Annotated in this window: 21 protein-coding genes; 8 read left to right on the forward strand and 13 right to left on the reverse strand. The window is 64.7% G+C overall.

The window, feature by feature from the left end:
• Window position 1: 1 nt before the first annotated feature.
• From LHA26_RS03230 to LHA26_RS03245, 4 genes are all read right to left on the reverse strand, one after another.
• Complete coding sequence (locus LHA26_RS03230) at window positions 2-718, reverse strand: SDR family oxidoreductase (protein WP_252167319.1); 717 nt, start codon at window positions 716-718, stop codon at window positions 2-4.
• A gap of 56 nt (window positions 719-774) precedes the next feature.
• Window positions 775-1,449, reverse strand: a complete 675-nt coding sequence (locus LHA26_RS03235; RefSeq protein WP_252167320.1) for a peroxiredoxin-like family protein — start codon at window positions 1,447-1,449, stop codon at window positions 775-777.
• 245 nt (window positions 1,450-1,694) lie between these two features.
• Window positions 1,695-2,465 carry an enoyl-CoA hydratase/isomerase family protein gene (locus LHA26_RS03240; RefSeq protein ID WP_252167321.1) on the reverse strand — a complete coding sequence of 257 codons (771 nt, stop codon included), beginning with the start codon at window positions 2,463-2,465 and terminating at the stop codon, window positions 1,695-1,697.
• A gap of 58 nt (window positions 2,466-2,523) precedes the next feature.
• On the reverse strand, window positions 2,524-3,276 hold the full coding sequence (locus LHA26_RS03245; RefSeq protein ID WP_252167322.1) for an ATP-binding protein: 753 nt from the start codon (window positions 3,274-3,276) through the stop codon (window positions 2,524-2,526).
• Between the two features lie 380 nt (window positions 3,277-3,656).
• Between LHA26_RS03245 and LHA26_RS03250 the strand changes: the two genes are divergently transcribed.
• The gene (locus LHA26_RS03250; RefSeq protein ID WP_252167323.1) at window positions 3,657-4,538 is read left to right on the forward strand and encodes a LysR family transcriptional regulator; all 882 of its coding nucleotides are present in this window, start codon (window positions 3,657-3,659) and stop codon (window positions 4,536-4,538) included.
• A 97-nt stretch (window positions 4,539-4,635) separates the two neighbouring features.
• Complete coding sequence (locus tag LHA26_RS03255; RefSeq protein WP_252167324.1) at window positions 4,636-5,250, forward strand: glutathione S-transferase family protein; 615 nt, start codon at window positions 4,636-4,638, stop codon at window positions 5,248-5,250.
• A 153-nt stretch (window positions 5,251-5,403) separates the two neighbouring features.
• Here LHA26_RS03255 and LHA26_RS03260 read toward each other — a convergent pair whose 3' ends face one another.
• The 3 genes from LHA26_RS03260 to LHA26_RS03270 are packed head-to-tail and all read right to left on the reverse strand — an operon-like array spanning window position 5,404 to window position 7,304.
• The gene (locus LHA26_RS03260; protein ID WP_252167325.1) at window positions 5,404-6,501 is read right to left on the reverse strand and encodes an alkene reductase; all 1,098 of its coding nucleotides are present in this window, start codon (window positions 6,499-6,501) and stop codon (window positions 5,404-5,406) included.
• 22 nt (window positions 6,502-6,523) lie between these two features.
• The gene (locus LHA26_RS03265; protein WP_367890732.1) at window positions 6,524-7,159 is read right to left on the reverse strand and encodes a glutathione S-transferase family protein; all 636 of its coding nucleotides are present in this window, start codon (window positions 7,157-7,159) and stop codon (window positions 6,524-6,526) included.
• A complete protein-coding gene (locus LHA26_RS03270; protein WP_252167327.1) occupies window positions 7,149-7,304 on the reverse strand; it encodes a hypothetical protein in 156 nt (51 codons plus the stop codon). Before LHA26_RS03270 ends, LHA26_RS03265 begins: the two co-directional genes overlap by 11 nt.
• 134 nt (window positions 7,305-7,438) lie before the next feature.
• Between LHA26_RS03270 and LHA26_RS03275 the strand changes: the two genes are divergently transcribed.
• Window positions 7,439-8,302 carry a LysR family transcriptional regulator gene (locus LHA26_RS03275; RefSeq protein ID WP_252167328.1) on the forward strand — a complete coding sequence of 288 codons (864 nt, stop codon included), beginning with the start codon at window positions 7,439-7,441 and terminating at the stop codon, window positions 8,300-8,302.
• Between the two features lie 729 nt (window positions 8,303-9,031).
• On the opposite strand, the gene LHA26_RS03280 is transcribed toward LHA26_RS03275, so the two are convergent.
• The 4 genes from LHA26_RS03280 to LHA26_RS03295 form a co-directional block, all read right to left on the reverse strand.
• Window positions 9,032-9,502, reverse strand: a complete 471-nt coding sequence (locus LHA26_RS03280; protein WP_252167329.1) for a hypothetical protein — start codon at window positions 9,500-9,502, stop codon at window positions 9,032-9,034.
• 24 nt (window positions 9,503-9,526) lie between these two features.
• Entirely contained in the window at window positions 9,527-10,375 is an 849-nt protein-coding gene (locus LHA26_RS03285) for a MobA/MobL family protein (RefSeq protein ID WP_252168279.1), read from the reverse strand.
• 31 nt (window positions 10,376-10,406) lie between these two features.
• Window positions 10,407-11,054, reverse strand: coding sequence for a hypothetical protein (locus LHA26_RS03290; protein ID WP_252167330.1), 648 nt, complete (start codon window positions 11,052-11,054; stop codon window positions 10,407-10,409).
• A gap of 83 nt (window positions 11,055-11,137) precedes the next feature.
• Window positions 11,138-11,794 (reverse strand): hypothetical protein, encoded by a 657-nt coding sequence (locus LHA26_RS03295; RefSeq protein WP_252167331.1) that lies wholly within the window; start codon window positions 11,792-11,794, stop codon window positions 11,138-11,140.
• 578 nt (window positions 11,795-12,372) lie between these two features.
• Here LHA26_RS03295 and LHA26_RS03300 point away from each other — a divergent pair.
• The 4 genes from LHA26_RS03300 (at window position 12,373) to LHA26_RS03315 (ending at window position 17,757) form a co-directional block, all read left to right on the forward strand.
• Complete coding sequence (locus LHA26_RS03300; RefSeq protein WP_252167332.1) at window positions 12,373-12,540, forward strand: DUF6771 family protein; 168 nt, start codon at window positions 12,373-12,375, stop codon at window positions 12,538-12,540.
• Window positions 12,541-12,820: 280 nt separating this feature from the next.
• Complete coding sequence (locus LHA26_RS03305; RefSeq protein ID WP_252167333.1) at window positions 12,821-15,343, forward strand: PAS domain S-box protein; 2,523 nt, start codon at window positions 12,821-12,823, stop codon at window positions 15,341-15,343.
• 280 nt (window positions 15,344-15,623) lie between these two features.
• Window positions 15,624-16,754, forward strand: coding sequence for a DJ-1/PfpI family protein (locus tag LHA26_RS03310; protein ID WP_252167334.1), 1,131 nt, complete (start codon window positions 15,624-15,626; stop codon window positions 16,752-16,754).
• Window positions 16,747-17,757 (forward strand): GlxA family transcriptional regulator, encoded by a 1,011-nt coding sequence (locus tag LHA26_RS03315; protein ID WP_252167335.1) that lies wholly within the window; start codon window positions 16,747-16,749, stop codon window positions 17,755-17,757. Before LHA26_RS03310 ends, LHA26_RS03315 begins: the two co-directional genes overlap by 8 nt.
• 908 nt (window positions 17,758-18,665) lie before the next feature.
• Here LHA26_RS03315 and LHA26_RS03320 read toward each other — a convergent pair.
• Window positions 18,666-19,400 (reverse strand): Crp/Fnr family transcriptional regulator, encoded by a 735-nt coding sequence (locus LHA26_RS03320; protein WP_252167336.1) that lies wholly within the window; start codon window positions 19,398-19,400, stop codon window positions 18,666-18,668.
• A gap of 271 nt (window positions 19,401-19,671) precedes the next feature.
• Between LHA26_RS03320 and LHA26_RS03325 the strand changes: the two genes are divergently transcribed.
• Window positions 19,672-20,103: a hypothetical protein gene (locus tag LHA26_RS03325; RefSeq protein WP_252167337.1), complete on the forward strand. Its 432-nt coding sequence runs from the start codon at window positions 19,672-19,674 to the stop codon at window positions 20,101-20,103.
• 271 nt (window positions 20,104-20,374) lie between these two features.
• Here the strand turns inward: LHA26_RS03325 and LHA26_RS03330 are convergent, their stop codons facing one another.
• Window positions 20,375-20,800 (reverse strand): helix-turn-helix domain-containing protein, encoded by a 426-nt coding sequence (locus tag LHA26_RS03330; protein ID WP_252167338.1) that lies wholly within the window; start codon window positions 20,798-20,800, stop codon window positions 20,375-20,377.
• Window positions 20,801-20,973 lie beyond the last annotated feature (173 nt).

Here is a 20,973-nt window from a genome sequence, read left to right on the forward strand (position 1 = left end):
GCTAGAAGCCAGCCTTTCCGATCGAAGCGCCGCCATCGACGTGCAGTGTCTGCCCCGTGATGAAGCCCGCATCGTTGGAAAGCAGGAAGGCGATCGCGGCAGCGATCTCGTCGGGCTGGCCGAAGCGCGCCATCGGCACGCCCGCGAGATAGCGCCGCTCGCCTTCGCTCCCAGGCTGATTGTTGGCGCGGAACAGCTCAGTCTCGGTCGGACCTGGAGAGACGGCGTTGACCGTGATGCCGGTGTTGGCGAGCTCGAGCGCCCAGCTCCGCGTGAAGCTGACGAGCGCGGCCTTGGCGGCAGCATAGGCCGTGCGCTCGACCGAGCCGAGCACGGTCAGGCTGGTGATGTTGACCACCCGGCCCCAGCGGCGCTCCGCCATTCCGGGCAACAAGGCTTGCACCGCCTGCAGCGCGGGATGCAGGTTGAGCCGCATGACCTCATCCAGCGCGGGCAAATCGATCGCGCCTAGGCGTTGCGGGCGGACCAGCCCGACATTGTTGACGACGCCATCGAAGGTGAAGCGGGCGGTCAGGTCGGCGAGCGTGCGATCGGTGGCGCCGATATCGGACAGATCGACCGGAACGAGTGTGCCGGGGAAATCGGTGGAAGCAGCGCGGGCAAGGCCAATGACTTGATGCCCGCCGCGGGCGAGCCGACGCGCGAGCGCCAGGCCGATGCCCTTGCTGGCACCGGTGATGAGGAAGGTGCGAGACATGGCGTCCTCCGGCACGTGTTCCCCGGCAGCGACTGCGGCCGCCGGGGCACAGGGGATCAGGCCGCGACGCTTGCGGCGCGGCGCAGTGCCGGCAGCATGTCCTCGGGTTCGGGACGCCGGGTATAGTCCGGGTTCACCTCGGCGTAGAGGATCGTGCTGTCCTGGGCGATGACGTACCGGGCCGGCATCGGCAGCGTCCAGCTGGCGTCGCCGTTGAAGGCGGGCAGATCGTTCTTCAGTCCCTTGTAGAGATCGACCAGATAGTCCGGTAGCTCGAAGCGCAGTCCGAACGCTGCCGCCACATCATTGTGCGCATCCGACAGGATCGGGAAATCGAGTTCGTTCTGCCGGACCGACTTGCGGCTGTTCACCGCCGTTTGCGGCGAGATCGCGACCAGGCTCGCGCCGAGCTTCTCGAACTCGGGCAGTGCCGCCTGGAGCGCCTGGAGTTCCATATTGCAATAGGGGCACCAGACGCCGCGATAGAAGCTCAGCACCAGCGGCCCCTTGGCCAGAAGGTCGGTCGAGGAGATGGGCTGACCGTCCGCATCCTTCAGCGTAAAGGAGGGGGCTTCGTCCCCAGCCTTGAGCGCCCTCATCGCGGCACCGCCTTCGATCAGCTCCGCGGTCGCGCGGTGCATCGTCTGGATGACCGATGGGGGCACGTTATAGGGCGGCTTGCCGGCTTCGAAATCGGTCTTGAACGCGTCGAGTTTGGCTTGGAGGGTCATGGCTTGGATCCTTCGTGCGATGTGGCAGGACAAGGAATGGGCCCTCTGCCGCCCACTGTGCAGCCGCGCGGTTCGACTATGCGTCATTCCCGGCGGGAATACGCCGTTCCCGGCTCCGGGCCGGCCGAGGAGACGATGCTGCATCGTCGAACATCGGCCGCCCATGGGCCGTGTCATGTCCTCGGCCGCCGCAAATCGACAGGCTTTGCGGCAACCGAGGAGGATGGGCTGGTTTTCGTTCGACGTCAGCCTTGGCTGGCCATCGATCGGGCGACTTCGGCGGCGCTGATACCCTCGAGCGCCAGGCCGTAGGCCGTGCCCTCGTTGATCAGGCGCCGCAGCGGCTGGGTCATCGCCATGCGTGTGTAGCGGCCGGTGAGCGGCGGCAGCGCCGCGATGCCGTCCGCAATTTCGTGCGCGCGCGCGAGCAGGCGATCGGCGGGCACGATTTCGTTGACGACGCCCCACTCCTTCGCGGTCTCGGCATCGAGCAGCTGGCGGGTGAGGAGGAAGTAGCGACCGCGGACCGAGCCGATCACATGCGGCCAGAGCAGGTGCATGCCGTCGCCGGGCACGATGCCGAACTCGAAATGCGGCTTGTCCTGGAACACCGTCTCGGGCGTCGCGAGGATGATGTCGGTCAGCAGCGCATATTCGCTGTGGAGCAGCACCGGCCCGTTGAGCGCGGTGATCATCGGCACCTCGATATCGAGGATGTTCGAGAGCACCTTCACGCCTTCGCGAAAGATTTTGTCGTAGCCAAGCGGCGTGAAGAAGTCGAAGCCGTCCGGGCTGATCGAGTCCATGAAAGCGTCGCCGGTGCCGGTCAGGATCACGGCGCGGTTGTCGCGATCCTCGCCGATCCGGTGAAACAGGTCGACGAATTGCTCGTGCGTATGTCCGTTGAAGGCGAGCTTGCCGCCGTCGGTATGCAGAGCGACCTCGAGCACGCCATTATCCTTGCGGGTCAGGCGGGCGTTGGGGAAAGCGTCGCGATAGGTGTTGAAGTGTGACATGTCTTCTTCTCCGGGTTGAACAGCGAGGTTGGCAGCGCCGCGGCGGTGCCGGCGGCAATCAGAGCGGGATCTGCAGGCGCACGGTGGTGCCCACCCCCTTCTCGCTTTCGATGTCGAAGCGGCCACCGGCCGAGCGGGCGAATGCCCCGATGGAGGCGAGTCCGAGACCGCTGCCGCGACCCGGACGTGTCGTGAAACAGGGTTGACCCGCCAGCGTCAGCGCCTGGGCGTCCATTCCCGCCCCGGTGTCGCGCACCGCGATGCAGAGAGCGGGCCGGTCACCGAGCCTTGCCCCGTCCACGATGCGGCTCGACACCTCGAGCCGTCCGCCCCCCGGCATCGCCTCGCGCGCGTTCAGCGCCAGGTTCAGAACGGCATTCTTGAACTGCCGGGCCGTCATGGTGTCGAGCGCGTAAGGCGCCGCGCACTCGAGGCCGACCTGAACGTCCTGGCCCATCACCATGCGGATCAGGGGCAGCATGCCGGCCAGGAGCTGATCGACATCGCCGGAACCAGCATCGTCGCCGCCGACCGTGCGATCCGTCAGCGTGACGATCACCGCGCACGCCTCTTCAAGCGTGGCATGCGCGATGGCCATGGCTTGATCACCAGCATCCGCCATTCCGGGCTGGATCCCTCGCGCGACGATGTTCAGGGCACTGCGGACGACCTGAAGGTGGTTCTTCAAGTCATGAAGGAGAAATGCCTCCTCCAGATCACCATCTTTCGTTGCGAGGAGAATGTCAGGCTTTGTCGTTCCCCACCCGACTGCCGGGGGGACTGCCAAGGCTTCGGTAAATGTGACCGTCACGTCAGGCCCTCCTGAATCTGAGTATCTGGACTTCGCCGGAGGAGCTTTTCCTTCCGCGCAGTGCAGGAGTACGACTTGCTCGGATGCGCGATAATGTCGAAAAGCCGCACGTCATTGTTGCAGGACTCTGGTCGGACGGCTGCAAAGGCGCCGCGGCGAGCATCCCGGGCCGCGCCCATGACGGCGCGTCGCAGCCTGGCTGCTCGGCCTCACCGCCGCCGGCGTGCGGACGGGTCCGATCGTCCAAGCCAAGCCGAGGTTCTCGACCTCAGGGCGGGAGCTGATAGGGGATCGCCTTGTAATTTCACCATTGCCGAAGGGCGTGATAATGCGGCGCGGTTCCCCACCATTCTGCGAGCACGAGTGTGGATAGGCTAGACATGTTGCGGACGTTCATCGCGGTTGCCGACAAGGGCAGCTTCGCGGAGGCGGCGCGCAGCCTGAACATGACCCCGTCCACAGCCACCCGCGCCGTCAAGGACCTTGAAGACTCGCTCGGCCTTGCGCTCCTCATGCGGACGACGCGATCGGTGCGGCTGACCGAAATCGGCGAAAGCTATATTGCGCGCTGTCGAGCCGCGATCGGCGAGCTAGATGCGGCGGACAACGACGTCCGCGGCGTAGGCGAGGTGCCGCGAGGTACGCTGGTCATCACGGCGCCCGTCGTGTTCGGCCGCCTGCACGTCGTTCCAATCGTCGACGGCCTTGTCGCTGCCTACCCGGATCTCAACGTGCGCCTGCTGCTCCTCGATCGCATCGTCCGCGTGGTGGAGGAAGGCATAGATGTCGCGGTGCGGATCGCCGATCTGTCGGACAGCGCCCTGCACGCGGCGCGGGTAGGCGCGGTCAGCAAGGTCCTGACCGCCAGCCCGCGTTACCTCGAAGAACATGGCGAGCCCTGCTCGGTCGCCGACCTGCACAAGCACCGGCTGATCAATTTCGATGGGTTCAGCGGTCCGCCCGGCGAATGGCGCTTTGGCATGGCCGGTCGGCCGTCGATCAGGCTCGACGCGCGCGTGACCATCAACAACGCGGATGCGGCTATCCTGGCCGCCTGTCGCGGCATGGGGATTACGAGGGTCAATTCCTATCAGGTCGCGGCGGAGATCGCTGATGGCAGGCTGAAGCGACTGCTGGTCGAGCATGAGCCACCGCCCGCGCCGGTGCACCTCCTGTTCCAGGGGCAGCGTTCCTCGTCTCCCAACATCCGCGCCTTTATCGACGCGGCCAAAACCTATTTCAAATCGGCCAATCTCGGGTGAGGTCCTCGGGGCGACTGCACCCTTCGCCGCCCGACAGGGCGCGGCAGGCGTGCGGGGTTACTGGTCATGCTTATGCCGGACGACGGGGACATACTGCGTGAAGCTCTATTATCATCCACTTTCGGGGCACGCGCATCGCGCGCACCTTTTCCTCTCGCTCGCGGGCGTCCCGCATGAACTGATCCACGTCGACCTTGCGGCGGGCGCGCACAAGCGGGACGAGTTTCTGGCGCTGAACGCCTTTGGGGAGATCCCGGTTCTCGACGACGACGGGGTTGTGATCGCCGACTCCCTGGCCATCCTCGTCTATGTCGCGCGCAAGCTGGGTCCGTCGCATTGGCTCCCGACCGATCCGAGAGAGGAGGCCGAGGTCCAGCGCTGGCTGTCGGTCGCGGCGGGCAAGATCGCCTATGGCGCCTGCGCGGCCCGCCTCGTCACGGTGTTCGACGTGCCCTTTGATCCGGACGAGGTGATCGCCCGCGCGCATGCGACGTTCGCCGTCATCGACCAAACGCTCGCGCAGAAAAGGTGGATTGCGGGCACCCGGGAGGTGAGCATCGCGGACATCGCGCTCTACAGCTATGTGGATCGCGCGCCGGAAGGCAATGTCGACCGCTCGGCCTATCCCGCCATCACGGACTGGCTGCATCGGATTGAGGCGCTGCCAAACTTCGTGGCATTCACCAGGACGCGCGCTGGCCTCGAAGCCTGAGGCCGCCTCTGCGCGCGTAGCGGCCTCAGAGCCAGCATCGGGCTTCCGAGCGCGGCCAGGCCCGTCCATCGGGAGGCGCGGGTGAGAGCATCACCCGCCTATCCGCTGTGACACGCGGATCGGGAGCGCGTGCCGCCGATCCGCCGAAAGCGGCTATGCGAAGATAGGGTCGTGAAAGGCGTAGTCCGTATAGCCCCGCGCATCGCCGCCATAGAAGGTCGTGCGGTCATAGGGGGTCAGCGGCAATCTCAGCCGGAGCCGTGCGGGCAAGTCGGGATTGGCGATGAAGGCCCGCCCGAACGCGACGGCATCGGCGTCGCCGGCTTGAAGCAGCGCCTCGGCGCTTGCGCCGTCGAATCCGCCGGCGGCGATGATGGTGCCACGAAACAGCGGCCGAAGATGTCGCACCGCGACCGGCTCGGCCTGCGCGATCAACTCGGTGCCCTTGATGCGGGGCTCGACCACGTGGAGATAGGCGAGATCGAGCGCACCGAGCTGTTCGGCGACATAGCCGAAGGTCGCCTGAGGATCGCTGTCCGACATCGATCCATAGGTGCCGCTGGGGCTGAGGCGCACGCCGACGCGGTCGCTCCCGAAGGCGGCGATCGCCGCCTCGGTCGCTTCCAGCAGGAAGCGCGCCCGGTTCTGGATCGAGCCGCCATACTCGTCCGTGCGCTTGTTGGTGCCGTCCTGGAGAAACTGGTCGGGCAGATAGCCATTCGCGCCATGGATCTCGACGCCATCGAAGCCCGCCGCCCTGGCTCGGGCCGCGCCGGTGCCGAACGCGGCGATGATCGCGGGAATCTCGTCGCGCCCCAGCGCTCGCGGCATGGAGAACGGCACCGGGCCGTGGCTGGCATAGCCATAGCCCTCCGCGGCGATCGCGGAGGGCGCCACCGGCGCTTCGCCGTTCGGCTGGAGATCGGGGTGCGATTGCCGGCCGACATGCCACAGCTGCATCACGATGCGGCCGCCCTTGGCATGCACCGCATCCGTGATCGCCTGCCAGCCTTCGATCTGCGCATCGTCATAGATGCCGGGCGCGCCGGCATAGCCATAGCCCTGCCGCGCGATCGGCGTGGCCTCGGAGATGATGAGGCCGCCTCGCGAGGCGCGCTGGGAATAATATTCCTTCATGAGCGCATTGGGTCGGTCGCCCGGATCCGAGCGCATGCGTGTCAGCGGGGCCATGACGACGCGGTGATCGAGCGAAAGCGCCCCTGCGGCGAAGGGCGTGAACAGCTTGGACATGGGTTTAAGCCCTCGATGAGAATTAGGCGGCGGGCACGAGCGCGTTGACACGAGCGATGCCCCGCTGAACCGCCGGCCGGTTTTCGACCTCGGCATACCAGCGTGCCACATTGGGCGCGTCGGCAAGATCCACGCCGGCGAACGCGCGGCGCCAGAGCCATCCGAAATGGGCGATATCGGCGATCGTGAAGTCTTCGCCGGCAACGAAACGGCGCGTTGCCAGCAGGCCGTCCAGCACCGACACCGTCCGCTTCGCCTCCCCTGAGAAACGCTCGATCGCGATCGGCTGGGGTTCAGCCGCGAAACGCTGAAAGAAGCCGGACTGGCCGAAGGCCGGGCTCAATCCCGAAGCATGGAAGAAAAGCTGCTCGAACACGCGCGCCCGCGCCTCGCCCGTGGACGGTAGCAGCTTGCCCGCCTTTTCGGCCAGATAAACGAGGATCGCGGCGGACTCGGTCAGCACCAGGCGTTCCGGCCCATCGCTGTCGACCAGCACCGGCACCTTGGCATTGGGATTGAGCGCGAGGAAGTCAGGCGCCTTCTGGTCGCCCTTGCGGACGTTGATGGCATGCAGCGCATAGTCGAGCCCAAGCTCTTCCAGCACGATCGGCACCTTGACGCTGTTGGGCGTGGCGAAGGCATAGACATCAAGCATCATGATATCCTTTGATGGTCAGCCGATCCCGGACGAGGGGGGCGGCGAGCGCGACAAGGGCGGGCAGCGGGCTGCCGGTGATCTGAAGAAGCAGAAGCCCGTCGACGATCGGCTGCCCTGCGGGGGTTCGCATCAGCCAGCGGATCATGCTGTCGGCTCCTCTTTCCTCCGGCGGATCCGAAGGCGTGACGGCTAAGTGGACCTTCCTGGCTCGACAGGGCAGAGGCTCCTGCGCGATAACGCTCATTCCGAGGAGGAATGGCCGTGGACCGATATCAAGCGATGACGACCTTTGTGCGGGTCGTCGAGACAGGCTCGTTCTCGGCGGCGGCCCGTCGGCTCAACGTCGGACAACCCGCCGTGTCCAAGACGATCGCGCAGCTGGAAGCCCGGCTACAGGTCAGCCTGCTGATCCGCTCCACCCACGGGCTGACGCCGACCGAGGCGGGTCAGCGCTATTTCGAGCGAGCCAAGGCCGCGATCCAGGAGGCCGACGAGGCGGAACTCGCCGCGCGCGGTGCGGGGGCGGGCCTGTCGGGATGCCTGCGCGTCTCCGCCGCGACCACTTTCGCGCGGCTCCACGTCATTCCCCTGCTCCCGCGCTTCCTGGATCAAAATGCCGATCTCGAGATCGACGTGATCCTCGACGATCGGGTGATCGATCTTGTTGCGGAGGGCGTCGATGTCTCGCTGCGCATGGGCACACTGCCCGATTCCACTGCGGTTGCCCGCAAGCTCGCCGTCGGCGCGCGTTCGGTTCTCGCCTCTCCGGCCTATCTCGAGAAGGCGGGTGAGCCGCATGGGCCGGCCGATCTCGCCGACCATCAAGCCGTCATATACAGCCAAACACCCAATATTTGGTCGTTCAGGCGTGACGGGGCCGAGGCATCGGTGTCGGTGCAGGGCCGCGTTCGCGTGAGTGCGGCGGAAGGACTTCGGGCGGCGGTGCTCGCCGGCATGGGGCTCACGATCGCATCGGACTGGATGTTCGGCCCGGAACTCGCGCGCGGAGAGGTGCGGCGCGTCCTACAAGGATGGGAACTGCCGCCGATCGACCTCTGGGCCGTCTTCCCCGCCGGGCGCATGGCGAGCGCAAAGGCGCGCGCGTTTGCCGACTTCGTAGAGCGAAGCATGGCGGACAGCTGAATCGCGGCTCCGTCGGCGGCAAACGCAGGCGGCGCGCTTTCGGCCGAGCGATGAGGACGGCCTTGCCCTTGGGGCCGCGGAGGCGGACGTGGTGCTGGCCGACCTGATCGACGGTGTAGCCGGTGCCGGGCATGATCCCGAGCCGCTTCGATTGCTGTCGGAAGCTGCAACCGCCGCCCCATTCAGCTCCCCGGCGACCTGTACCGGATGCTGGCGTTCGCGGAGGGCGCCTGTACGCCAGACGCAAAAAAGCCCCAGGCCGTGGGGTCTGGGGCTTTAGTGGATTTGGTTGCGGGGGCCTGCACTGGACGGCGTGACACTGTTTTCGCCATAGATATATGAGGGGCCTGCTCTGGTGCGGCCGCGTCACGTCCAGCGTCTCCTACGCTCCAGGCCGGGCGGACAGGATGGCAAACTGGCGCTTAACCAAAACTCCGCCTTTTCCATGCTGAATGCATGATTGCGCACGAGAATGAGGAGGGAAAATGAGAGAAGTGCAAGGGACGCGCAGCATGCGCGAAGCAGGCTCAGCTGTGGCCCGAAAAGCTCAGGGTTGATGGAATTTGAGAAATTCTGCGCGGCTTAACGGATTGGTAAGCCTTGTCCGGTACTCGCTTTAGCGAAGCTCTTCTTTTTTTCCTCCCTCCTGCCCTGCTCAAATCCTGTTTCTTGCAGGTAGAGCTCGCACCGGCGTAACGCCGGTGCGAGCGAGGGACGCCTGCGGCCCGTTCAGGGTCGCAAGACAACGACATCGCGCGTGGCCGGCTCGGTAGCCGCGCTCCGAGCCAGCTCCTGCAGGCGGGCTCGAGCGCGCCTGAGGCCAGGCCGCGGGTCCTTCGCGATCTTGCCCGCGCTATGGGCAAGTTCGTCACGATCGAACCGGATGAAGCCTCGACCGCCCTGCCGGTCGACGATGGCGCCAACGCCGTCATCCTCGGGCGCCCAGAGGGCGCCGTTGAGGCGGACGTGAACCATGGGTCCGCGAGGAAAGACGCATTGGACGCCGGTCGGCCCTGCAGCGAGATCGCTGCCGAAAGCCAGATAGACGATGTCGAGGTCAGCAGCACGGGCGGCGCGCCCAAGATCGGCGAACTGCTCCAGGCGCAGGCTGGGTCCTGCGAGGATGGCGAGCTCAGGCGCGGTCTCGCCGCCGGTCAGCAGCTGACGGGCGGCGGCGATGAAGAGCGGCATCGTGGTCATCTTTGTTCCTTTCTTGTTTTCCCTTCACTCCGAAGGGCACTTCCTCTCCTTTCTGATCCTCTGGCTCGGCCGGCGGAGGGTCCGCTGGGCGGGGCGCCTGGAGCGGTTTGTCGGCTGTGATCCGAACAAGGCGGCGAGTGCGCTGCAGTCGGGATGAGCAGGCGCGAAACTGCCGACCCGGTATGGGCTGGTCGCGGCCGCCTGCATGTCGGCTGGAAGGCGGGACAGCCACTGGCTGTGCAGCTGCTCCGTCATGGCCGGCCCACACCAGTTGGCGACCGTCCGGCCATGGCTGGCGGTATGCCGCCACTGGCGCGTGGTCAGCAGCAGATGCGCGTGCGGCGGAGGTGCCGCAGCCTCGCCCTCTGGCGAGGCGTGGATGGCCCATGCGACTGCTTGTCCGTGGCGTGCCACGGCGGCAGCATAGCCTCGCACCATGGTGGTCCACTCGGCGGTGGAGCTTTCCGCGGGCAGCGTGACGACGACATGCCATGCCCGGATCTGATCGTCGCCAAGCTGCTGCGTCGCCTCATCGAGCTCGCGCCACACCCTTCCCTCCTCCTCCGCCCAGGCGGGATGGTTGGAGGGCAGCGCCAGGCCATGGGCGACAAGGTCGGTGCGGTGGCGGTAGTCGACGGGCCCCCATGCGTCGGTGCCGGCGCTGCGGGTGATGTAGAGATAATTGGCGGTCGCACTGCGGTGCGTGCCGCGGCGATCTCCTGACATGGCGCGCCAGCCCCGCACCGAGATGGGGCGAATGGACACGGGGCGGCGGAAATGGAGAGGCAGAGTGTCGATCATGTTGATGCTTTCGAGGCGCGGCAGGCCGAAGAAGGCGGCGCACGGGATCAAGGCCGATGCACGTGCGCGCATCGGCAAGTTGCGATCTGGAGAGAGTGGGGCGTTAGCCGGGAGAGGTTCCGGTTCGGACCTGCTGCCCGGCGAGCGCCTTCAGCGCGCGTGAAGCGGGCTGGGCATCGTCATCAAACGCACCAAAGCCGCGAGCCCAGGCCGTCCAGCCTCGTGCCGCTTCGTCGATCAGCTGCCGTTCGGTAAGCTCCGGCTGCGGCATCACGCATGCGAGGAGGCTCGGCACACAGTCCTGCATCTTCCCCTGAGGGCAGAGGCAGGGCATCGCCTGTGCCACGGCTTGGCGGAGGTGCCAGGTCTGCCATCTTGGAAGATCGCGCCAGCGCCCGTTCGTGTCGGCAGCGGCACAAGCGACGTGGGGATAGAGATCAGGCCGGGCGATGGCGGAGAGGCGCTTCGGCACGCTGCCCCAATTGTCGTAGCTGACGATCGCGCCACGGTCGGCCAAACGCGTCTCAAGCCAGTCGAGCAGGCACTCGGGCAACTCGCCTTCTCGCAGGGCTCGTGCTTCGCCATCGAAGCGGAAGCCGGCTCCATCGGGCGTCACGTGGAAGAGGCCGATGCCGATGAGGGGGCGCGTGTCCGGGCGAAACCGCATCGCGTAACATGCGCCCATGGTACGGACGGCAATAGCCGTGGCGCGCGGTTCGAAGCCGCGCGGGTCAGTGGTGTCGATGAACATTGGGGTTCCTGTCAGGATAGAAGCCGGCCGCCACCGGGCGATCAGCTTCGGTTCGTGCGATGTTGGGCTTATGGCAGCGCGCCTCAGGCGCGGGACTGTTCGATGCTGGCGAGGTGGAGGCGGGCTGCGGGGAAGCACGCGTCGCGAAGCCAGGTGGCGAGATGGCCTTCGATGATCGTGTTGACCTCGCCGCCGAGCGACGAGCGGCATGCGACGCCAAGCATAGCCAGCCGCCACGTGCTGATGACGTCGGTCTCGAGCGTCTGGAGGATCGCGCCGGGGCGACCGGTGCACCAGGCGGTGAAGTGCTCGGTCTCGCCGGATTGCGAGACCGGCATGCCCGCGCCGGCGCACGCAGCGCCGAAGCCAAGTCCACCCCCGCCCCGCTTCCGGGCCGCTATGTCGATGCGCATGCGACCATCGCCACCCTTCAGCGCCCGCACGCCTGCCGACCACGGCGCCATCTCCATGGTCTCGAGGAGGTGACACGTGTCGCCCAGACGATATCCGGCGATGGTGGTGCGGTCGCCGGCAAAGCGGTCGTCGAGCCAGCGCAACAGCCTGTCGTTCGGATCGCTGGCTTGAAGGACCGAGGCGTCGAGCGTGAAGGCGACATGGTCGCCATCGACATGGCCGGTAAAGGTCGCGGCACCGACGATCCTGCGCCGGCTCTCGCCGATGCGGCGACCTATGTCGATGGTGCAGAAGGTGATGGCAGTGATGATCTGGTAGGGCTGCATGGGCAATTCTCATGGAAAGCGCCCGCCCCGCGCCCGGCCCGCGAGACGCGAGACGAGGCAGGTGGTGGACGGGCTTGGGCTGGGATGCACTCCGGACTGCGGAGTGGCGGCACCCGGTGCGTTTCGGCACCGGTGATGAACCCTTGGGCGAGGCTGGCTCTCGCCAACCTCTTTTTCCCATCCTTCGGGTTCATCACTTCTGCACCCTTGGTCCTGTTTGCCGGACGGATGGCCGGCACCTGCTTTTCCCGCACTCCTTCAAGGAAGGCGCGAACGCGGGTGCGACTGACGAGAGCGTCGCTCATCGTAGCTTTCCTTTCTCCAGAAGATTGCGGCAGTCTGGCCCGCGTGGGCCCGTCGTTGCATGCCCGAGACCATTGCCACGCGAGCGACTAAGCCTGTCGCTCGCCAGGCGTCGGCGCCAACCGCTACTGCGGACCTACAACCCAGCGGCTCGTTGCCACGCTGTAGGACGTGATACGTTTAGGCCTTGAGAGGCTCAGCGGAAAGCTCGGCTTTCGAGATTGCTGCGCTCCTCGGGCCTTGCGGCTCAGAAAACAACGGGGCGATGTGGCGGGATGACGGATCAGCAGTTCACAAGGATTGCCAACATCGTGCAGCGGGCGCCTGAATGGATCCGGCACGACCTGCTGAGCAAGGATCCCGGAGTGAGACGGCGTGCTGAAGAGGCGTTGGCGGCGATGATCGCGGCAGGCCTCCGAACCGACATCGAGCGCACCCAATGAACGGCTTTAGGTAAGCCTCGGATCCAAGGCGACGCAATGGCCTTGGGCCCGGCCGTTCACGCGTCTTCTAGCTCATGAGAATTGCTTTCAGCCTGCGGCGGGATTGACCCACTTTCGGACATTCGGCTTCGCACTTGCAAAGCTCTAAACCGGACATCTGTTCATAATAGTTCCGACCAGCACCGAGAGGACCGGCATGCAGGACAAGCAGCAGTCCACTTAGCTGCAGGACAACCAATCGCTTACCGATCCTTCGCGGAGGCGCTAAGGGTTCTGGGCCATGACAGCGCTCCAGCACCTTGATGCCGCAGATCTGCCCGCGCCGCTCCGGTTCCTCGCAGGCGGGGGCGAGGCAACGCGACTTATCCTGGCACGGGACTGGTCGGATCACCCGCTCGGCGCGCCCGAGGGCTGGTCCGACGCGCTCAAGAGCAGCCTGAGCCTGGTGCTGAACTCGCCCGAGTCCATGATCCTGGCCTGGGGGCAAGGCGAGCTGACCTTCTTCTTCAACGAGGCGTACTTTCCCCTTCTTGGCCCGCGGCTTCCCCGGGCGATGGGCTTCCCCTTTCGCGAGGTCTGGGCAGATGCATGGGCACAGGCGAAGCCCATTATCGACGACGCGTTCGCCGGTCGAAGCCAGCGCTTCATCAACTTACCTTGGAAGCTCGACACGGACCGTGGCCGCGCCGATACCTGGTTCTCCTTCTCCTATTCACGCGTCCTAGACGCTCAGGGCGACGTCGCCGGCCTGTTCATCCTGACCAACGAGACCACGGAGCAGGTGCTGGCTGCACAGGAGCGCGAGGCAGCGGTGCAGCGCCTTCGCGAAAGCGAGCAGCACTTCCGCCTGATGGCCGACGCCGTGCCGCAAATTGTCTGGTTGACCGATGCGGACGGGAATGTCGAATTCTTCAACAAGCAATGGGCGAACTATACCGGCATCGACTTTGACATCGCGACAGCGGCCGAGGTCGCCGCCACGGCCGTGCATCCCGACGACGGCCCGGCGACAATGACGGCCTTCGACACGGCGCGAAGCACAGGCACCACATTCAGCGTCGAGCATCGGATCCGAGCCGCCGATGGCAGTTATCGCTGGTTCCTGGTACGCGCTGATCCGTACCGTGATCCGAACTCCAGCAGAGTCATTCGCTGGTTTGGCGCATCCATCGACATTCATGACCGCCGCTTGGCGGAAGCGGCACAACAGGAGAGTGAAGCCCGCCTTCGCGTCCTCGCGGAGTCACTCGAGCAGCAGGTGGTGGAGCGTACCGCTGACCGGAACCGGCTGTGGCAGCTCTCCACCGACATCATGCTTGTTGCCGACCTAGACGGCAGGATCGAGGCCGTGAACCCGGCCTGGACAAGAATGCTCGGCTGGACGGAAGCCGAGCTGCTGGGCGAATTGATCTTCGCCTTTATCCACCCCGAGGACGTGGATCATACACTTGCAGGCGCGGCGGGGATCGCCGTTGGCGAGTCCTACGCCAAATTCGAGAACCGCTACCGTCACAAGGACGGGAGCTATCGCGACATCGCCTGGGCTGCCGGGCCGGGCGACGGCAAAATCATCGCCGTCGGCCGCGACGCCACCGAGGAGAAGGCGCGCGCCGTCGCCCTTTCCCAGGCCGAGGAGCAGTTACGGCAGGCGCAAAAAATGGAGGCAGTTGGCCAGCTGACGGGAGGCCTCGCGCACGACTTCAACAATCTCCTGACTGGCATGATGGGCAACCTGGAACTGCTCCAGTTGCGTGTAGCTCGCGGCCGACTCGACGACCTCGACCGGCTCATCAACGCGGCCCAGGGTGCCGGCCGGCGCGCAGCTTCGCTGACGCAGCGCCTGCTGGCCTTCTCGCGTCGGCAGACGCTCGATCCCAAGCCGGCCGACGTCGACCGGCTGATTGCGGGATTGGACGACATGCTTCGCCGCACGGTAGGCGCGGGCGTTGAGATCGACGTTGTCCCATCGGCCGGGCTCTGGACGGCGAATATCGACGCCGGCCAGCTTGAGAACGCCGTGTTGAACCTGTGCATCAACGCGCGCGACGCCATGCCTGACGGCGGAAAGATCAAGATCGCGACAGACAACGCGGTCGTTGACGAGAGGCTCGGCCGCGAGCTGGACCTTGAACCCGGCCAGTATGTGCGCGTCGGCGTTGCTGATACTGGCACCGGAATGTCAGTGGACACAATCCGCCGGGCATATGAGCCGTTCTTCACGACCAAGCCTATCGGACAGGGCACTGGGCTTGGACTGTCGATGATCTACGGCTTCGCCAGACAGTCGGGTGGACAGGTGCGCATTCAGTCCGAGCTTGGCCGGGGCACCACGGTGTGCATCTACCTTCCCCGCCATCACGGGGTTGCCGAAACGCCCGCAGAGGAGGCTGACAGGTCGCCGGCGGAAAGCGGTGCCGGACAGACCGTTCTTATCATCGACGATGAGGCCACCATACGCCACCTCGTTGATGAGGTGCTCGACGAGCTAGGCTATACCGTCATAGGTGCCGCCGATGGCGCTGCGGGGATCAAGGTTCTGCAATCGGGCGCCCGCATCGAGCTGCTCATAACCGACGTAGGCCTGCCGGGTGGCATGAACGGACGTCAGGTGGCCGACGCGGCCCGCGCGATCCGGCCAGGGTTGAAGGTCTTGTTCATCACCGGCTTTGCGGAGAACGCCGCCGTCGGCAACGGCCACCTTGAACCCGGCATGGAGCTACTCACCAAGCCGTTCTCGCTCGAAGCACTGACGAACAAGGTCGCAGAGATGCTGAGAGTGAAAGAGTTCGGCGCGATTGGTTGAGAGCGGATCGATGAAATGACCCACAATCGGCCATTCACCGCGCTCCTTCGCCTCCTCAACTTCCGACATTGGTTCAGGTTGAAGAACCGAGCCTTCGAGCGTGCAAGTCCGGTTATCTGAATGGCTACCTTACGTTGCTCGACAGGAAGGTGGAGACCCAGTGCCGGCAGGTTTGGCAGGATTTGAAGGGAGAACGTCATTTGAGCCGAGGGGAAGTCGGCCCAGGAGGAGACACCACTCACAGCCGGACCAGATTATGCCTCGTCACGCCAACGCTCGCTTGATCCTGCTCAGCGCCGCCAGCATTCTAGTCGGCTGTGGCTCCCTGGGCGCTGCTCCTCCGTCCGCCACATCACCGGTCCAGCAAGAGAACGCGGTCGCTGGTCCGCCTACCGAGAAGATCGACGCTTACCATGCACGTTTTGGACGCGAGCACCCCGTCATCGCCGTTATCGGCGTGAACAGCGGCACGGAGCTCACAGACTACGTTATTCCCTATGGCGTTCTGCGGCAGGCAGGTGTGGGCGAGGTGCTGGCAGTCGCGACGCGCCCAGGTCCGATGACTATGCGCCCGGCGCTGCGCATCCAGCCACAAGCCACCATCGCCGAATTCGACGATCGCTTTCCCGATGGCGCGGATTACGTCGTTGTTCCCGCGGTGGTCGACCGCACCGATCCCGCCTTGCTGCAATGGATCAAGGCGCAGGCAGCCAAGGGAAGCACACTGGTCAGCATCTGCGACGGCGCTCTGGTGCTCGCCGGTGGCGGCCTACTGAATGGCCATCGTGCAACCGCGCACTGGGCGACCGAAGGCTATCGCCGCAAGACTTACCCGCAGGTTCGGTGGGTAAGCGATCGCCGCTACGTTGCCGATGGCAAGCTCGTCTCCAGCGCCGGGATCAGCGCGGCTATCCCGACCTCGCTGGCACTGGTCGAGGCGATCGCCGGACGTGAGCGGGCGGCGGCAGTGGCGGCCGAGATGGGCGCGGGCGAGTGGAGCCCGATCCATGACAGCCAGCGTTTTCATCCCAAGCTCGGGCGCAACCTGTCCGCTTTTGCAACGACCCAGTATCTCAACGGCTGGTTTCACCATCCTCAATCCGTCGGCATCCCGGTCGCGAACCGCGTAGACGAGGTCTCACTGGCGCTGACGGCAGACGCTTACACGCGCAGCGGCCGCGCGCGCGCCTATGCCGTCAGCACGAGCCAGGCGCCTGTCCAGAGCCTCCACGGCCTGACCCTGCTCCCTGAACGCTTCAGCGTCGGTGCACTGGATCGGACCGTCACTGTCCCTGGCGGCAAGCCCGCCATGGCGCTCGACGGTGCCCTCAGCGGTATCGTGCGCCTGTACGGCCGCCAGACTGCATTTGGCGTCGCCCTCGACTTCGAGTATCCCGGCTACAATGGCTGACGAACCGATGGACCCGAAAGGAACACTTGTCCGCCGGCCCCTGCGCGTGGTGCTGCTTGCCTATGACGGCATGAACCTGCTGGATCTCGCCGGGCCGTTGCAGGCGTTGAACACCGCCAACCGTAGTGCCCCTTCCGGCGAACCGGCACGCTACGAGATGATTGTGGCTTCCGGGAAGGGCGGCGCCGTCGTGACCAGCGCGGGCCTGCCGGTCGTCACGGTGGCGGTCTCATCGCTGGCTGACACCCCTATCGACACGTTGGTCGCGCCGGGCGGCTGCGTCGGCGAGGAGTATGAGGTCGCACCGGCGCTCAGCGAATTCATTGCAGAGCGCGCGGGGACGGTGCGTAGGCTGTGTTCCGTCTGCACGGGCGCTTTTCTGCTCGCGGCCGCGGGGCAACTCGACGGCCGGCGGGTGGCGACACACTGGGCCTGGCTCGCCAAGCTGAAGCAGCGCCATCCCATGCTGGATGTTGATCCGGACAGCATCTTCATCAGGGACGGGCACCTTTGGACCTCGGCCGGCGTGAGCTCGGGGATCGACCTTACCCTGGCGCTGATCGAGCAGGACTATGGCCCTCGCGTCGCCATTGATGCCGCCCGGCAGATGGTGGTGTTCATGAAGCGAGCGGGCGGCCAGTCGCAGTTCAGTGTGCCGCTTGCCGCCCAAACGTGCGATCACGCCTTCGTCGAACTCCACGCCTGGATGGCGGCCAACCTGCCAACGGATCTCTCTGTCGACCGACTGGCCGAGCGGGCCGGCATGGCACCTCGAACCTTCGCGCGCGTCTACGCTGCCAAGGTGGGGCGCACGCCAGCCAAGACGGTCGAGCTCATGCGGCTCGAGGCGGCCTGCCGCTCCCTGGAAGAGACAGACCTCCCACTGAAGAGCATCGCGGTCCAGTCGGGATATGGCGACGAGCAGAAGCTGCGCCGCGCGTTCCAGCGCCAGCTAGGGACCAACCCCACCACGCACCGTTCACGGTTTTCCAGCCACCTATAGCGGTCGGCTTCAGGCGGTCCGTGCAACTGCCGTCTATCGCTAGCTGCTTGTTCGCTTTTTGGCGGATGGGACCCAATGTCGGTCACTCAGGGCTGCTCACAAGCCCACCACCTGCGGACGTTCGTACCGCTCTGCGCCACTGGATGAACGAGCGACCGATTACCGCAGTAGACCGCCTGAAAGCGGCCGGTCCGCTTTCCCCCCAGTTCTGGCCATTCAGGCGGCACAACCAATCACGATTGCTGATACGAAGAGGGCGGCAGCGTTCCGCTTACCACCAATCGCGGACTTCGAAGTCGACGCGTGGCATCGTCTACTGTCCCTCGCTCCATGCCAGCAGCGCGCGTTTTGCCTGCTCTAACTCTGGTCGCGCGTTTGCCAACTCGAGCAGCGTAGGCGCGGCGTTTGAGCTGCCAGCCAGCGCTGACACCATTCGGTCGGCTGCTACCAGCCCCCTCCACTGGCGGCTCCACCGGCCCGTCTCGCCGGCAAACGGCATAGCAATCGGATCGCTCCGCTTCGACCTGCAGGCGCACCGCAGCTCAGCCGGCGGCGTCGACCACGTGACCGGGCGGCAGCGCCGCCGAGGTCCAAGATCAGCTGCTCGAGATCGAGCAGCTTCATGCCCCTTGCGCGGGCTGCCTTCTTTGCGGCCACGTGCAAGCTCTCGCTGACCCTGAACCTTATGACGGACGTTTGCAGCGGCTATGACATCCTCGGTCTTCCTCATGTAGTACTTTGATACCACATGAGGGGAGAGGCATCTACTAAATCTCGCACCTAAGTTGCTCAAGAGCGAGAACACATGCCGGCTTGCCTGAAGGTGAGGACGCGTTCAGTGCGTCTAGTTGCGGATGGGTACAGAGCTGGCGCTGAGGCCGATCTCTAGCGGCTCTCTTCCGAGCGGCTTACACCGTCTCAAAGGGCTGTAGAAAATGAGCGATAGGGAGGATCGGCCTATGCAATACCGCGGAAGCTTCAGCACGCAAGGCAGCAACGTTTCGGATCTGTACGACGCGGCGTCGGCGCGAAACTAGGCCATCCTCCTCTAGCCCTCGCAGGCAACGGTTCACGTGAACGCCAGTCAAGCCGAGCGCGTCGCCGATGATCTTCTGAGTTAGAGGGATAGTAAAGGTATCATCCTTCACCTCTCCAACGGCAGTCAGCCGATCATGGAGATCAATCAAGAATGTCGCTAGCCGTTGACGCGCCGATCCGCTAGCGATCGTAGCAAGCTTGTCAATCATCGATAAATGCTCGACCTGCTGAGAATATGCGATGCGCATCGCCGCTTCCGGGAGGCGGGTTAGCAGCTGTTGAAGCCTCTGGAACGGGACGAAGCTCGTACTTGCATCTGTAACAGCCGTTAAGCTGCCTGCCGCACGTTGCACGGCCACGTTGAGCAACCCGATTACATCACCTGGTAGGTGCACGTTCTGAACCATGCGATTTCCGTCGCTCAGAAGCACCGACGAGATGATCCAGCCTCTGAGATGCAGATAGAAACCCTTTGACGCATCGCCCTCGCGCTGAAACGTCTCACCAGCGCGGTGTCGACACTCCGGGTCTCCTAACTGCGCGAGCGCGTCAACTCCAGCAGCATCAAGACCGGCGCACGTCTCGTAGCCGAAGAATGCATTCATGCGGGAGGATCACCTTCTGGCTCTCATCAGAGCCCTCATGTTCGAGAGCAACGCGAAACGCAAGCCACGGCTGGTGCAGCCGCCGTCAACGGGGCCGCAAACCCCTGCTTGATGTAGGTATATAAAGAAATGTGACCAATATAGAGCGGGCATATATCGCGAGTAAGACAAAGGTCTATCTTACCTAACAGGTGTCGTCACCGCCCCCAGCTTCAACATACCGTTAATTTCATGCGTATAGTCGTCAGGCAAGGTGCTCTTGGAGATAGCTGTGGAACGGTTCGAAAAACAGCATGACGACTTGGTCCGGCGAGCGGAGCATATCTTGGCGTTCGCGTTGTCGAGCGCGTTAGGCGACGCGAAAGAGCTAAGCGAGATGCGGCGTGCGTTTTCAAAGGCGATCGTCTCGCACCGCGAGGAAGAGAAAACGCACGTTCTCAACGCGATCAGAATGGGGCGGCTGGCGGAACGCACCGCCGCTGACATGGGCAATAAGGTCATCCGTTGGCAGGCGGACTTCATGACCTGCAACAGCGTGTGGCCAACTGCTCGGATCATGGCGGAACCATGCGTCTTCGCCGACTGCTTCAAGCCCATCGTAGAAGAAATGCGCCGACTTACCCGCATGGAGGAAGAGCAAGTGCTTGCTCCTATCGCGATGGCGGAGGCTAGACCGCCTAAGGCCTCAACGCACAAGTTTTGATCGCTCACCCATCTGGCCCCTCGCAAAGAGGCTACGGAGCCCCCCCTTTGAAACGCTGGTAAGGACCAGGTGAGGAGATCCTTCGGTAACGTCGTTCAGCTAGAGGTAAGGCAAGAACGATAGCGATTAGCAGGTGTTTGAGGAGAGGACTGTGCCCAAGCTTAGGCGATGCAAGGAGCAGCTTTTGGAGGCGCTGATCAGCCTCGACGAGCTCGAGCCCTCGGTTCGCGGCAGCGCGCCCGCAATCGCCGCCGCAAAGGTGCAGGAGGCGCTAGATATTCTTTGCGTCTCGGGCCACGAGCCGGCTCAGCCCTAGCCGCTTGTCGCTCTCTGCCGCTGCGTCCAGAGCCCCGTGGATCTTCCAGATTGCCGCCGGTGTCAGTTGGAGCAGGTAGCGTCGCGCATCGTTCCGGTCGCCCTGCCTTTCCAAGAAGCCTTCCGTCTCCAGCGCCTTGATCCACCGCAACGCGGTAGTCATGGGTACACCAGACGCCCGGCAGGCGTCGGTGACGCTGAGGCTACGCTGGCCGCGATAGCCTTCGAGATAAAGGGTCAAGAGGATTGACCAAGCCGGGTCACCGACGATGTTGCGGCCGAAGATGTTCAGTAGGGCCGTACTAGCGCGGAGCCACGCCGCCGCCATTGTGAAGCGCCGCTGAGCCGCTTCGCCGTCGCCATCAAAGCTAAGCGGTTCCAAGGTAGACGCCCCGTCTATTCGCCGCACCCTTCGCCACACAATCAGCAATGAAAACTTACAAAGCCAGTTAAATTGCCACCAGTCCGGATGGACTCATCTACTGACCTCCAGCCGCGTGAGGGGCTGCTGCCGACCATGAAATATACCGCGCCGCTTGCATCCCGGAGATATTT

Source organism: Sphingomonas morindae (assembly GCF_023822065.1).
In the GTDB taxonomy this organism is placed as follows: Bacteria; Pseudomonadota; Alphaproteobacteria; order Sphingomonadales; family Sphingomonadaceae; genus Solisphingomonas; species Solisphingomonas morindae.

Excerpts from the sequence above, each read along its gene's own strand:
- LHA26_RS03300 (WP_252167332.1), top strand. The coding sequence starts at position 12,373 with ATGACGGATCAGCAGTTCACAAGGATTGCCAACATCGTGCAGCGGGCG.
- LHA26_RS03240 (WP_252167321.1), bottom strand. The coding sequence starts at position 2,465 with ATGTCACACTTCAACACCTATCGCGACGCTTTCCCCAACGCCCGCCTG.
- LHA26_RS03265 (WP_367890732.1), bottom strand. The coding sequence starts at position 7,159 with ATGATGCTTGATGTCTATGCCTTCGCCACGCCCAACAGCGTCAAGGTG.
- LHA26_RS03275 (WP_252167328.1), top strand. The coding sequence starts at position 7,439 with ATGACGACCTTTGTGCGGGTCGTCGAGACAGGCTCGTTCTCGGCGGCG.
- LHA26_RS03285 (WP_252168279.1), bottom strand. The coding sequence starts at position 10,375 with ATGCGCGCACGTGCATCGGCCTTGATCCCGTGCGCCGCCTTCTTCGGC.
- LHA26_RS03235 (WP_252167320.1), bottom strand. The coding sequence starts at position 1,449 with ATGACCCTCCAAGCCAAACTCGACGCGTTCAAGACCGATTTCGAAGCC.
- LHA26_RS03295 (WP_252167331.1), bottom strand. The coding sequence starts at position 11,794 with ATGCAGCCCTACCAGATCATCACTGCCATCACCTTCTGCACCATCGAC.
- LHA26_RS03315 (WP_252167335.1), top strand. The coding sequence starts at position 16,747 with ATGGCTGACGAACCGATGGACCCGAAAGGAACACTTGTCCGCCGGCCC.
- LHA26_RS03280 (WP_252167329.1), bottom strand. The coding sequence starts at position 9,502 with ATGACCACGATGCCGCTCTTCATCGCCGCCGCCCGTCAGCTGCTGACC.
- LHA26_RS03305 (WP_252167333.1), top strand. The coding sequence starts at position 12,821 with ATGACAGCGCTCCAGCACCTTGATGCCGCAGATCTGCCCGCGCCGCTC.
- LHA26_RS03290 (WP_252167330.1), bottom strand. The coding sequence starts at position 11,054 with ATGTTCATCGACACCACTGACCCGCGCGGCTTCGAACCGCGCGCCACG.
- LHA26_RS03270 (WP_252167327.1), bottom strand. The coding sequence starts at position 7,304 with ATGATCCGCTGGCTGATGCGAACCCCCGCAGGGCAGCCGATCGTCGAC.
- LHA26_RS03250 (WP_252167323.1), top strand. The coding sequence starts at position 3,657 with ATGTTGCGGACGTTCATCGCGGTTGCCGACAAGGGCAGCTTCGCGGAG.
- LHA26_RS03230 (WP_252167319.1), bottom strand. The coding sequence starts at position 718 with ATGTCTCGCACCTTCCTCATCACCGGTGCCAGCAAGGGCATCGGCCTG.
- LHA26_RS03260 (WP_252167325.1), bottom strand. The coding sequence starts at position 6,501 with ATGTCCAAGCTGTTCACGCCCTTCGCCGCAGGGGCGCTTTCGCTCGAT.
- LHA26_RS03320 (WP_252167336.1), bottom strand. The coding sequence starts at position 19,400 with ATGAATGCATTCTTCGGCTACGAGACGTGCGCCGGTCTTGATGCTGCT.